Origin of the sequence: Bartonella sp. PS7NMGDW (assembly GCF_042193585.1) — a bacterium.
In the GTDB taxonomy this organism is placed as follows: Bacteria; Pseudomonadota; Alphaproteobacteria; order Rhizobiales; family Rhizobiaceae; genus Bartonella; species Bartonella grahamii.
Map to the genome: position 1 here is coordinate 46,834 of NZ_JBHILX010000004.1, position 13,045 is coordinate 59,878.

A 13,045-nucleotide genomic window follows, 5' to 3' on the forward strand; every position below is an offset into this window, starting at 1 on the left:
CCATCGTTGCTTATTATTTTGGAAACTATGTAATAATATAACGTTTGTCAATAAAATGTTATATTATTACATAGTTTTGAGAACTGAAAATTTTAGTGTGAAGATCGTGGAAAATTAAAAATAATAATTGAATTCACCTTGACGAAAGAGAGAGAGTATATACTATATATAGTATCAAAATGATTGGTGATTCTAAATAAGCACAAGAGAGGGTGTTAGTGTGTTTCGTTTGGTATCTAAGTTATTTCCATTATTGTAAAGAGTTTATTGACCAAGGGCATAGCAGTATTTTTGCTGAAGGATCTCTTTTGGAAGGATTCCTTTCGTTTTTGTAATTGATTTTTGCCGAAAAAGAGTAAAACAGAGCTCTTGAAAAACGGTAGTTTAGAACGTTAGTTTTTTAGACAGCAGGAGGGAATTGTAATGCAAGCAAAAGATTGTTTATAACTGGGGGGCTTTGCCATTTAAGTTATAGAATAATCGCTTATTCTCATCATAGTCTTTGAAGTTATTTGATGAGGAATTCTGTTATGTTCAGGAAGCTGTGTACTATTCGAAAATAACCACATGTTTTGCGTACAATTTCTGTTTTTTTGTTATTCTTGAGTACTTATAAAATTATTAGATTGACCCTTTAGGGTTGATTATTTGGAATTGTGAAAGTTGAAGAAAATGTCGATCACTATTTATAGCAAACCATCTTGTGTCCAATGTGATGCTACACGCCGTGCTTTTGATGCAAAAGGCATTCATTATCGCGTTGTTGATATTTCTTGTGATGAACAAGCATACAGTTTTGTTCAATCTCTGGGGTATCGTCAGGTTCCTGTCGTTGTTTGTGGTGAAAATCATTGGTCTGGTTTTAGACCAGATATGATTAGTGGTCTTTGTGCTTAATGGGGCTTATTGTTTATTATTCGAGTGCAACGGGTAATACAGAACATTTTGTCTCGCAACTTGGTCAACGACTCTTCAAAATTGATAAAAGAAAGCCTTCTGCATTGGTTGGTGAACCTTATGTACTGGTTGTTCCTACATATGCAGATGGTGAAGGAAGAGGAGCAGTGCCGAAAGCCGTTATCCATTTTCTTAATGAAGCTGAGAACCGAAAATTAATTCGTGGTGTCATTGGTGGTGGGAATCGTAATTTTGGTTGTTATTATAATTTAGCAAGTAAAATCATTGCTGAAAAATGTTGTGTACCTTGCCTTTATCGTTTTGAGCTGCGTGGAACTGATGAAGACGTTCTTTATGTAAAAAAGGGATTGGAAAGATTTTGGAAACAATTGGTATAGGACAATCGCAGAAATCGGATCAGATTACTGATTATCATGCGCTGAATGCAATGCTTAATCTTTATGATGAAAATGGTCATATTCAATTTGATATGGATCGACTTGCCGCACGGCAGTATTTCCTTCAGCATGTTAATCAAAATACAGTTTTTTTTCATAACCTGAAGGAAAAAATAGATTACTTAATAGAAGAAGGTTATTATGAAAAAGCTTTATTTGATCTTTATGATTTTTCTTTTATTAAAAAACTTTTTAAACGTGCTTATGCATTTAAGTTTCGTTTTCCCACCTTTTTAGGCGCATTTAAGTATTATACCAGTTATACACTGAAGACTTTTGATGGGAAACGTTATCTTGAACGTTATGAAGATCGCGTCTGTCTTGTAGCTTTATATTTGGCACAAGGAAATAAATCTCTTGCTGAAAATTTTGTGGATGAAATTGTTACAGGCCGGTTTCAACCGGCTACACCGACATTTTTAAATGCTGGGAAAAAACAACGTGGTGAATTGGTTTCGTGTTTTTTGCTACGTGTTGAAGATAATATGGAATCGATAGGTCGTGCGGTTAATTCGGCTTTGCAGCTTTCAAAACGTGGTGGAGGTGTGGCGCTTTGTTTAACCAATTTGCGGGAAGCTGGAGCACCAATTAAGCAAATAGAAAATCAGTCCTCAGGTGTCTTACCGGTGATGAAACTCTTAGAAGATTCTTTTTCTTACGCCAATCAGCTTGGGGCACGACAGGGGGCTGGAGCTGTTTATTTGCATGCCCATCATTTAGATATTATGAAGTTTTTGGATACAAAGCGTGAAAATGCTGATGAAAAAGTTAGAATCAAAACGCTTTCGCTTGGTGTCGTTATTCCTGATATTACTTTTGAGCTTGCACGGAATAATGAGGATATGTATCTCTTCTCATCTTATGATATCGAGCGTGTGACAGGGAAGCCCTTTAGCGATATTTCTTTAACGGAGCATTATCGTTCTTTTGTTGATAATGCAAAGATTCGTAAAAAGAAAATAAGTGCACGCGTTTTTTTCCAGACATTAGCAGAAATTCAATTTGAATCAGGTTATCCCTATATTTTATTTGAGGATACTGCTAATCGATCGAATCCGATAGCTGGGCGCATAAGTATGAGCAATTTATGTTCAGAAATTTTGCAGGTGAGTGAGGCGAGTGAACTGGAGACAGATTTAACTTATCGCACGATTGGAAGTGATATATCCTGTAATCTTGGATCTATGAATATTGCCAAAGCAATGGAAAGTCCTGATTTCGGACAGACCGTGGAATCTGCTGTTCGTGCCCTTACTGCGGTTTCGGATATGAGTAATATTGCCTGTGTGCCTTCCATTGCGAAAGGCAATGCTGAAAGTCATGCGATTGGTTTGGGACAAATGAATTTGCATGGGTTTCTAGCGCGTGAACAGATCTATTATGGGTCTCCAGAAGCGATAGATTTTACCAATATCTATTTTTATATTGTGACATATCACGCCATACGGGCTTCCAATTTGATTGCACGTGAACGTCAAGAAATGTTTGCAGGGTTTGAAAAATCAGCTTATGCAGATGGACGTTTTTTCGAAAAATATATTGAAAAAGAATGGAAACCGCAATTTGCGCTTGTGCAAGAGCTTTTTGCGCGGAACAATATTGTTATCCCAGATCAAAAGGATTGGCAGGAACTGAAAAAATTAGTCATTGAGTATGGGCTTTATAACCGCAATTTGCAGGCAGTTCCACCTACGGGATCTATTTCCTATATTAATCATGCCACTTCTTCTATTCATCCAATTGCTTCAAAAATTGAAATTCGCAAAGAGGGAAAAATTGGGCGCGTTTATTATCCCGCTCCTTATATGGATAATACGAATTTAAATTTTTACCAAGATGCTTATGAGATTGGTCCTGAAAAAATTATAGATACCTATGCTGCTGCAACACAGCATGTTGATCAAGGTCTTTCATTAACATTATTTTTTCCTGATACCGCTACCACACGTGATATTAACCGCGCACAAATTTATGCCTGGAAAAAGGGTATAAAGAGTATTTACTATGTACGATTACGGCAAGTAGCGTTGAGTGGAACAGAAGTTGATGGCTGTGTTTCGTGTAGTTTATAGGAGATCATCATATGACAAAGATTACAACCAAAAATCCTGTTGTGTGCGCTGTTAATTGGAATAGATTACATGATGAGAAAGATCTTGAAGTATGGAACCGCTTAACTGGGAATTTTTGGTTACCTGAGAAGGTACCACTTTCCAATGATATTCCCTCATGGTCAAGCTTAACGGATGAAGAACGTAAATTAACAATTCGTGTTTTTACAGGACTAACGCTTTTAGATACAATTCAAAACACCGTAGGAGCCATTTCGCTTCTGGCTGATGCGATAACAGAGCATGAGGAGGCAGTGTTGACGAATATTGCTTTCATGGAAGCGGTTCATGCACGTTCTTATTCCTCTATTTTTTCAACCCTTTGTTCGACGGTAGAGGTTGATGATGCGTTTAGATGGTCAGAAGAAAATATTCATTTGCAGAAAAAGGCTAGATTAGTACTTGAGCGTTATGAAGCAAATGATCCACTTAAGAAAAAAATTGCTTCGACTTTGCTGGAAAGCTTTTTATTTTATTCTGGCTTTTATTTGCCCATGTATTGGGCCAGTCGCGCTAAGTTGACCAATACAGCAGATCTCATTCGATTAATCATTCGTGATGAAGCAGTCCATGGTTATTATATAGGTTATAAATTCCAATTGGGCTTTGCAAAGCTTGATGAAGCCAAAAGACAAGAAATTAAAGATTTTGCTTTTAACCTGCTCTTTGACCTTTATAATATCGAGTGCAAATATACTGAAGATCTTTATGATGCACTTGGATTGACAGAAGATGTTAAAATTTTTCTTCATTATAATGCTAACAAGGCTTTAATGAATTTAGGTTTTGAAGCTCTTTTTCCCCCTGAGGTTTGTCGTGTTAATCCCGCTATTTTGGCAGCTTTATCACCAAACTCTGACGAAAATCATGACTTTTTTTCAGGGGCAGGTTCTTCTTATGTCATTGGCAAGGCGGTTGCTACCACGGATGATGATTGGGAATTTTAATGTTTGCATGCAAATAGAAGTGCGCGGGGTATTCCACTTAGATCTTTACGCACTTCTAAACATTGAAAACCATTTTTTTTAAATAAATTGCAGACTTCATTTTCTTGAGAGTAACCAATTTCAACAGCGACATAGCCGTTTTCTTTTAAGTAGTTGGCTGCTTCATGGGCGAGTTTTCGATAAAAATAAAGTCCATCTTCCCCTCCTATCAGGGCGCGCAATGGGTCATGTAAGCGCACTTCTTTTGCAAGTTTTTTGATATCTTGTGCGGGAATATAAGGTGGATTGGAAACAATGAAATCAAAGCGATCTGCGACAGCATCAAACCAGTCGCTAAGAAGCGGTGTGAAGCGGTGTGCTACTTCAGCATTCTTTGCATTTTTTTTCGCTGTTTTAAGGGCATCTTCAGAAATATCGACTGCCACCGCATAGGATTGGGGAATTTGTTTAAGGAGTGTAATGGCAATGGCGCCACTTCCTGTTCCCATATCAAGGAATGTTGTTCTTCCCGAATTTTCGACCTGTTTTTGGAGAAAAGGGAGAACAAGATCTATCAGCGTTTCTGTATCAGGACGAGGTTCTAACGTCTCTTGAGACAATGTAAAAGATATACCATAAAATTCTCGTGCTCCTATAATACGATAGACGGGTTCGCCTGCAATACGCCGTTGTAAAGCCTGTTCTATTTGTATAATATGCTCAGAAGACAGATGCATATCTGGTTTAGAAATTCTTTCAGCAGCATTTATTCCTGTTATCCATTCAACGAGTATTTTCGCATCGAGATCGGCTTCAGCAATTCCTTTCGTGCGCAATTTTTCTTGCATTTGTTGGATGACATTCTTGAAAGAATATTTTCTCAATTATTATCCATTTCCATCAGCAGTGTTGTTTGATGATCTGAGATGAGTGCATGAAGAAGCTCATCAAGATCTCCCTCTAGAATGCGATCAAGCTTATACAAGGTTAGATTAATACGGTGATCCGTGACACGTCCTTGTGGAAAATTATAGGTACGAATACGTTCTGAACGATCACCAGAACCAACTTGGCTTTTACGAGAAGCTGAACGTTCACTTTCCGCTTTTTGTCGTTCGATATCGAATAAGCGTGCCCGTAAAATTTGAAGGGCTCGTGCTCGGTTTTGATGTTGTGATTTTTCTGCTTGTACGACCATAATTCCTGTTGGAATATGCGTGATACGAACAGCTGAATCCGTTGTATTAACATGCTGTCCTCCTGCTCCAGATGCACGCATTGTGTCAATACGAATATCTTCAGGGCGAATATCAATATCAATTTCTTCAGCCTCCGGAAGGACTGCAACGGTAGCAGCAGATGTATGGATACGTCCACCGGTTTCTGTTTCGGGGATGCGTTGCACACGATGAACCCCTGATTCATATTTCAATTTAGAAAAGACACCTTTTCCTGAGATAGTAGCAATAATCTCTTTATATCCGCCAACTTCTCCCTCACTGAGTGAAATAACTTCTACTTTCCAATGGTGAGCATGGGCATAACGTTCATACATACGGAAAAGATCACCGGAAAAAAGTGCTGCTTCTGATCCACCTGTTCCTGCTCGAATTTCAACAATAGCGTTTTTTTCATCAGCAACATCTTTAGGCAAAAGCAGAATCTGGAGTTCTTTTTCAAATTGCTCTACTTTTTTATATAACAATGGTAGCTCTTCTTGGGCAAGATTACGCATCTCTATATCTGTTTGTTTATCATTGATAATCGTTTCTAATTCTGTAATCTCTCCGTAAAGAGCATTTAATGCGCGTATAGAGGCAATAACGGGTTGTAGTTCTGCATATTCAGAAGCTAATTTGACATATGTTTCAGCATTTGGATTAGTCGTCATTTGGCTTTCAATTATTTCAAAGCGCTTTTCAAGCTGTCTCATACGATCTTGTGGCAAAGAAACCATGATAATATTGGCCTAATTTTTCATAATACAATTTTTATAATATTTTGTTGCAATGATTTTTCGTTATAATGCTGACAATGAATTACCGTATAGCATCATACAAAAAGGGGTAATAGAGCAAAAAAATTTTTTTGCCAATGGAAACTGTTATATCTTAAAGGTAAATTTTTATAAAACTTGATTTACCTGAGGTATTTTATCTAATGATATATAATCACTTTTTTAAGAGTTTTTTTTTCCGTAAAGTTCAAGGCGGTGATGAATAATATCATAGCCAAGGGACTTTGCAATTTCCTCTTGCAGCTTTTCAATAACATCAGAATGAAACTCGATAACTTGTCCTGTTTCTATATCAATGAGATGATCATGATGTTGCCCATCTGCTTGCTCAAAACGAGATGGACCACCACTAAAGCTATGGCGATGAATTGTTCCATTTCCTTCTAATGTTTTCATGGTTCGATAAACAGTTGAGAGTGAAATACTCGAATCTATTTTGTTTGCACGCTGAAAAATCTCAAATGCATTGGGATGGTCATTTGTATCAGCCAAAATATCAAGAATAACTCGTCGTTGACGTGTTACTCTTAAACCAGCTGTGCGCAATTCTTGCTCATAATTTCGCTTTTTATTCATTTTCATAGTTTGCTTTTCAAACAAAGGCTCCATGACAGTGTTTGTATTTTTTCTCTGAACCGCAAGGACAACGCTCATTACGTCCAACTTTTCCCCATGTGGTTACATCGTTAGGGTCACGATCTTGTGGATTAACAAATCTATTTTCTTGTGATCGTGCCCATAAGGTGGGAGCATTTTCTTGACTTTGATCATTAAAAACAGAAGAAGCAGCATCAGTTTGCTCAGGCATGGTCGGTTCTGTAGGTTGTTGAATGATTTCAAAGCGCATAAGCTTAGAAGTGACAATTCTGCGCAAATTTCTCAACATACTTTGAAAGAGTTCAAAAGATTCTGTCTTATATTCATTGAGCGGATCCCGCTGCGCATAACCACGAAAACCAACAACAGAACGCAAATGGTCTAAACTCACCAGATGTTCACGCCATAACGTGTCAATAGTTTCGAGCAATACTGCCTTGTGAAAATAAGCCATAACTTCTGGAGAATAGCGTTCAGTACGTTCATTTTCAAGTTTTGTAACAGCATCTGATACACGCTCTAAAATCTGCTCCTCGGCAATTCCATCTTCTTTTGCCCATTCTCTTACTGGAAGCTCAAGATTAAAGAGTTGTTGAAGTTCTTCTTCGAGAGTTTTTACATCCCATTTTTCAGAATATGTCCCTGATGGAATATAAGCCTCTACGAGATCCTCTACGACTTCATTGCGCATTTCAAGGATCATTTCTGATAAATCATCTGCGTTCATGATCTCCATACGCTGTTCAAAAATAACCTTGCGTTGATCATTCATGACATCATCATATTTTAGCAGATTTTTACGAATTTCAAAGTTTCGTGCTTCGACCTTTTTTTGTGCTTTTTCAAGGGCTTTATTAATCCATGGATGGATAATAGCTTCATTTTCTTTCAATCCAAGTTTTTGCAGCATACCATCCATACGATTGGAGCCAAAGATACGCATAAGATCATCTTGAAGAGAGAGAAAGAATTTTGAGCGACCTGGATCGCCTTGGCGACCAGAACGTCCACGAAGCTGGTTATCAATACGACGGCTTTCATGACGTTCCGTCGCAATGACGTAAAGACCACCAGCAGCTAAAGCTTTGTCTTTAAGCTTCTGAACATCTTTTTTTATTTCTTCAATTTTAGCTGTCCGCTCTGGACCTTCGGGGATATCCTGTAACTCTTGTCGGATGCGCATTTCAACATTACCACCAAGCTGTATATCCGTACCGCGTCCTGCCATGTTGGTTGCGATGGTGAGAGCTCTAGGAACTCCTGCTTGCGCAATGATGTACGCTTCTTGTTCGTGATAGCGAGCATTTAAGACTCTAAAATCGGTAATGCCTTCTTTTCGCAAACGCTCTGCCAATTGTTCTGACTTTTCAATAGAGGTTGTTCCAACAAGAATAGGCTGTTCTTTTTCGTGTGCTTGACGGATATCACGCACAATTGCCCGATATTTCTCTTCTGCTGTTCGATAAATTTCATCATCTTCATCAATACGTTGTATTGGCAAATTTGTAGGGACTTCAACAACGTCAAGACCATAAATATTTCTGAATTCTTCGGCTTCTGTTGTTGCAGTTCCAGTCATTCCAGATAATTTCCTATACATACGGAAGTAATTTTGGAAAGTGATGGAAGCAAGTGTCTGGTTTTCTGGTTGAATAGCAACATGCTCCTTAGCTTCTAACGCTTGATGAAGTCCTTCAGAATAACGCCGCCCAGGCATCATTCGCCCTGTAAATTCGTCAATAATAACGATTTCATCATTGCGAACAATGTAATCTTTATCGCGAGCAAACAGTTTATGAGCTTTTAGAGCATTATTGACATGATGAACGATAGCGACATTTTCTATGTCATAAAGACTTTCACCTTTAAGATGTCCAGCTTGTTCGAGCATTTTTTCAATTTTTTCAGTACCAACTTCGGTAAAAGTCGTTGTTTTTTGTTTTTCGTCTATTTCATAGTCTTCTGGAGTTAAGGCAGGAATAAATGTATCAATAAGGTTATAGAAGTCAGTACGATCTTCTAGAGGACCAGAAATAATAAGGGGTGTACGGGCTTCATCGATAAGAATCGAATCAACTTCATCAACAATCGCGTAATGATGTCCACGTTGGACCATTTGACTACGATCGAAGGCCATATTATCACGCAAATAATCAAAACCTAGTTCATTATTTGTAGCATAGGTGATGTCGCATGCATAGGCCTCTCGGCGGGCATCACTATCAAGATCATGAAGAATCACGCCTGTTGTAAGCCCTAGAAAACTAAAAATTTTCCCCATTGTTTCAGCATCACGACTGGCGAGATAATCATTTACTGTCACAACATGAACGCCTTTACCTTCCAATGCATTGAGATAAATTGGTAAAGTTGCCATTAATGTTTTACCTTCACCAGTACGCATTTCAGCTATGCCACAGTCGTGAAGGACCATTCCACCAATAAGTTGCACGTCAAAAGGACGCATGTCATAAACACGTTTTGCGGCTTCACGAACAGTTGCGAAAGCTTCTGGTAAGAGCAAATCAACACTTTCACCTTCACTAAGACGTTTACGAAAGGCATCTGTTTTTTGGCAAAGCTGCTCATCACTTAATTTTACAAATTGTTCTTCCAAAGCATTAATTTGTGCAACTTTTTGGCGGAGTGCTTTGAGACGTCGCTCATGAGCTGAACCAAAAAACTTACGGGCAAAAACACCTAAACTGACCATCTCTGGCCCTTTCTTTTAATTGTTGTCACTCTTGTTGGGTAATTCATACGCTTTCCCCATACTCTACATTTTCTTCAAGTTATCTGATATTATTAGAGACATCATGAAATGCAGATGGTACCATTATACTTGTTGGTGTGCAATTTTTCACTTTAATTGTAAAGTAGAGATAAGAGGCTAAGCGCTCTATGTCAACTTTAGGTACGCTATTTAACTGATACAATACAAAGTAATTTAAGATACAATATGTCATTTTTCTCTATTATCATGTTTTTCATCTGCATTAGATAGGATTGGAGCAACTGAGATAAAAGGACAATTTTATACTTTTTTAAAATAAAATTACTAATTTATTTCTCTATGTTTAAAGGTTAAAGTGTTATGGTAAAGAAAATTGGAATCTTGAACCTGCCTTCATTTTTAAGGAGTATATTTATGAAATTTAACTTTATCACGCTTTTTTTAGCATCAGCTTTATTGGCAAGTACAAGTTTAGGGGTGAGAGCCCAAGAAGGTTTGAATTCATCGTCGAATGATTTAAAGACTTTGGAGAAAGCTTCTGAAAAAGCCGTTTCTCCTTCTCATGTTATGGCGGTTATCGATGGGAAAAATATTACAGCAGGCCAATTGGATGATTTAGCGCTTGAAATAAATCCTAATTTAGCACGTTTTCCTGATGAACAACGCCGTATGATGGTTCTAAAAGCTTATTTAGATATGCAGGCACTTGCAAAAGCAGCAAGAAGCAAAGGTCTTGATAAGACAGAAGCTTACGATAAACGTATGTCAGTCATGCGTGACAATGTTCTTCAACAGCTTTATTTTAAACAGGCGATTGTTGACAAAATCTCGGATACTGATTTGGAAGCTCTTTATAAGCAAGAAGTCGCTGCTTTACCTAAAGAAGATGAGGTTAAAGCGCGTCATATTTTGGTCAAAACAAGAAAAGAAGCAGAATCTATCATTAAGCATTTAAATAAAGGCGAAAGTTTTGAAGAGATTGCAAAGAAAAGTTCAACAGATGGTTCTGCTGCTGTTGGAGGTGATCTTGGTTATTTTAGCCATGGTCAAATGGTCAAGCCTTTTGAAGATGCTGCATTTGGTTTAAAAATTGGCGAATACACTAAACAACCCGTTGAAAGTCCTTTTGGTTGGCATATTATTAAATTAGAAGATCGTCGTTTGAAACAACCTCCTGCATTTGATGATGTTAAAGAGATGTTGCGGACACAGCTGATAAAAAAACGCTATCAAGAACTGATTGTTGATTTGCGTAGCAAGATAGATGTGAAATACCCTGATCCTAATGTTACAAAAATCATGGAATCGCTTCATCAAAATGGAACGCTACTTCCCGATGAGACATCAGATGAAGAAGATACGGAATAGCTAGGAAAAATAAGTGGATAGCCTCTTTAATAGATAATTTGCTAGGTTAGTTTTGTTCAAAAAGCCTAGCAGTTTTCTATGAGGGGTTATTGATCTGCAATTATTTCATTTATTTTTACAGAAAGCATATTGTGGTTTTGAAAATTTCTCCTTTGTCGCCTCAAAAGATCCAGGAGCTTTCTCCCTTATCTGGGGTACGGATAGCAACAGCTGAAGCTGGGATTAAATATAAAGATCGTACAGATCTTCTTTTCATCATATTCGATAAGCCAGTGAGTGTGGCCGGTGTTTTTACCCGTTCAAAATGTCCATCTGCCCCTGTAGAGCATTGTCGTGCATCGCTTCCTCATGGGGTTGCGAGGGGTGTTGTTGTGAATTCTGGAAATGCAAATGCTTTTACAGGAAGCAAAGGAAAGCGCACAACCGATGAAATCATCTGTGCAGCAGCGAACGCTTTAAAGGTTAGAGGAGATGAAATTTTTATAGCTTCTACGGGTGTTATTGGTGAGCCAATGGATGCATCGGGTATTGTCAATCTTTTACCAAGTATGGCAGAGACAGCAGAAGAGGGGAATTGGTTGGAAGCTGCAAAAGCCATAATGACAACGGACACATTTCCAAAACTTGCGACGCGCACTTTTGACTGTGGGGGAGAGAGTGTTACCATTAATGGAATTGCAAAAGGTGCTGGTATGATTGCACCTGATATGGCGACAATGCTGTCATTTGTGGTTAGTGATGCGACTATTTCTTCGGATGCACTCCAATCCATGTTATCAGAGGCAGTTGAGGGTTCTTTCAATTCAATTACTGTTGATAGCGATACCTCAACTTCAGATACGCTTATGTTGTTTGCGACAGGAAAAGAACATTTTCCATGTCTTACAAGTAAATCTGATCCGCGTTATGGAGTTTTTGTGAAACAATTGAGTGCACTTCTGCATGAACTTGCACTACAAGTTGTTTGTGATGGCGAAGGTGCTCGTCATTTAATTGAGGTTAATGTGATGGGCGCTACAACAAACAATGCAGCTAAAACTATTGCTTTATCAATTGCAAATTCACCGCTCGTAAAAACGGCTATTGCCGGTGAAGATGCGAATTGGGGGCGGGTCGTTATGGCAGTTGGGAAGGCCGGTGTTGAAGTCGATCGTGATCTATTGACGATTTGGTTTGGTGAGCATCGTGTGGCCGTGAATGGCGTACGAGATCCTGAGTATTGTGAAGAGACAATAGGTGCTTATATGCAAGGTAAACACATCACAATTCGTGTTGATATCGGTTTGGGTAAGAGCACAGCGACGGTTTGGTCTTGCGATTTAACAAAAGAGTACGTTATGATCAATAGCGATTACAGAAGTTAATGGATGCACTCTCTATATTTAACTGCCTATTATTATTTTTTAAAAGAGAATGAGATATGTGCGTTCTTTTTGAGGTAAGGGAATATACTAGAAAGAGACAGTTATCTTTATATTCTCATTGGAGAGTGATATGTATATAAAAAGTCCCCTTCTTCTTGTTGTTGCATGTGCACTGTTAGATCAAGATAATCGTGTTTTGCTTACCAAGCGTCCTGAAGGAAAATCGCTGGCTGGTTTATGGGAGTTTCCTGGTGGAAAGGTTGAGCAAGGTGAAACTCCAGAAATTTCATTGATTCGTGAACTAGAAGAAGAGCTCGGTGTGTATGTTCAGGCAAATAATTTACACCCTTTAACGTTTGCGAGCCATAGCTATAAAACATTTCACCTCTTGATGCCGTTGTATCTTTGTTATCATTATGAGGGAGTTGCGCAAGGACGAGAGGGGCAAAATTTAGAATGGGTTTTTGTTAATGATCTTGATAAATACCCTATGCCTGATGCTGATAAACCATTGGTTCAGGTATTGAAAAATCATCTTCTTTAATGTGTTATAAGAAGGAAATATTGTTTAAA

Annotated in this window: 11 protein-coding genes; 7 read left to right on the plus strand and 4 right to left on the minus strand. The window is 38.2% G+C overall.

What is annotated here, in order from left to right; genetic code table 11:
• Window positions 1-672 precede the first annotated feature (672 nt).
• From nrdH to nrdF, 4 genes are read left to right on the plus strand one after another with little or no spacing between them, the layout of a single operon-like run.
• On the plus strand, window positions 673-897 hold the full coding sequence (gene nrdH, locus ACFIKJ_RS03270; RefSeq protein ID WP_005774163.1) for a glutaredoxin-like protein NrdH: 225 nt from the start codon (window positions 673-675) through the stop codon (window positions 895-897).
• Window positions 897-1,295 carry a class Ib ribonucleoside-diphosphate reductase assembly flavoprotein NrdI gene (gene nrdI, locus ACFIKJ_RS03275; RefSeq protein WP_012754607.1) on the plus strand — a complete coding sequence of 133 codons (399 nt, stop codon included), beginning with the start codon at window positions 897-899 and terminating at the stop codon, window positions 1,293-1,295. Before nrdH ends, nrdI begins: the two co-directional genes overlap by 1 nt.
• Complete coding sequence (gene nrdE, locus ACFIKJ_RS03280; RefSeq protein ID WP_375670256.1) at window positions 1,277-3,427, plus strand: class 1b ribonucleoside-diphosphate reductase subunit alpha; 2,151 nt, start codon at window positions 1,277-1,279, stop codon at window positions 3,425-3,427. The genes nrdI and nrdE overlap by 19 nt, the downstream gene beginning before the upstream one ends.
• Window positions 3,428-3,438: 11 nt before the next feature.
• Window positions 3,439-4,413 (plus strand): class 1b ribonucleoside-diphosphate reductase subunit beta, encoded by a 975-nt coding sequence (nrdF, locus tag ACFIKJ_RS03285; RefSeq protein ID WP_273722534.1) that lies wholly within the window; start codon window positions 3,439-3,441, stop codon window positions 4,411-4,413.
• Here the strand turns inward: nrdF and prmC are convergent.
• The 4 genes from prmC to secA form a co-directional block, all read right to left on the minus strand.
• Window positions 4,410-5,276, minus strand: a complete 867-nt coding sequence (gene prmC, locus ACFIKJ_RS03290) for a peptide chain release factor N(5)-glutamine methyltransferase (RefSeq protein ID WP_375625599.1) — start codon at window positions 5,274-5,276, stop codon at window positions 4,410-4,412. The two genes, nrdF and prmC, sit on opposite strands and share 4 nt — an antisense overlap.
• Window positions 5,273-6,349, minus strand: coding sequence for a peptide chain release factor 1 (prfA, locus tag ACFIKJ_RS03295; RefSeq protein ID WP_375625601.1), 1,077 nt, complete (start codon window positions 6,347-6,349; stop codon window positions 5,273-5,275). Before prfA ends, prmC begins: the two co-directional genes overlap by 4 nt.
• Window positions 6,350-6,571: 222 nt before the next feature.
• Window positions 6,572-7,063, minus strand: a complete 492-nt coding sequence (locus ACFIKJ_RS03300) for a Fur family transcriptional regulator (RefSeq protein ID WP_375625603.1) — start codon at window positions 7,061-7,063, stop codon at window positions 6,572-6,574.
• Window positions 7,002-9,719, minus strand: coding sequence for a preprotein translocase subunit SecA (gene secA, locus ACFIKJ_RS03305; protein WP_375626732.1), 2,718 nt, complete (start codon window positions 9,717-9,719; stop codon window positions 7,002-7,004). Before secA ends, ACFIKJ_RS03300 begins: the two co-directional genes overlap by 62 nt.
• Before the next feature lie 435 nt (window positions 9,720-10,154).
• Here secA and ACFIKJ_RS03310 point away from each other — a divergent pair, with 435 nt between their 5' ends.
• From ACFIKJ_RS03310 to mutT, 3 genes are all read left to right on the plus strand, one after another.
• The gene (locus ACFIKJ_RS03310; RefSeq protein ID WP_375670257.1) at window positions 10,155-11,108 is read left to right on the plus strand and encodes a peptidylprolyl isomerase; all 954 of its coding nucleotides are present in this window, start codon (window positions 10,155-10,157) and stop codon (window positions 11,106-11,108) included.
• 131 nt (window positions 11,109-11,239) lie between these two features.
• The gene (gene argJ, locus ACFIKJ_RS03315; RefSeq protein ID WP_375626736.1) at window positions 11,240-12,472 is read left to right on the plus strand and encodes a bifunctional glutamate N-acetyltransferase/amino-acid acetyltransferase ArgJ; all 1,233 of its coding nucleotides are present in this window, start codon (window positions 11,240-11,242) and stop codon (window positions 12,470-12,472) included.
• A gap of 130 nt (window positions 12,473-12,602) precedes the next feature.
• On the plus strand, window positions 12,603-13,016 hold the full coding sequence (mutT, locus tag ACFIKJ_RS03320) for an 8-oxo-dGTP diphosphatase MutT (protein ID WP_375626738.1): 414 nt from the start codon (window positions 12,603-12,605) through the stop codon (window positions 13,014-13,016).
• Window positions 13,017-13,045: the final 29 nt, after the last annotated feature.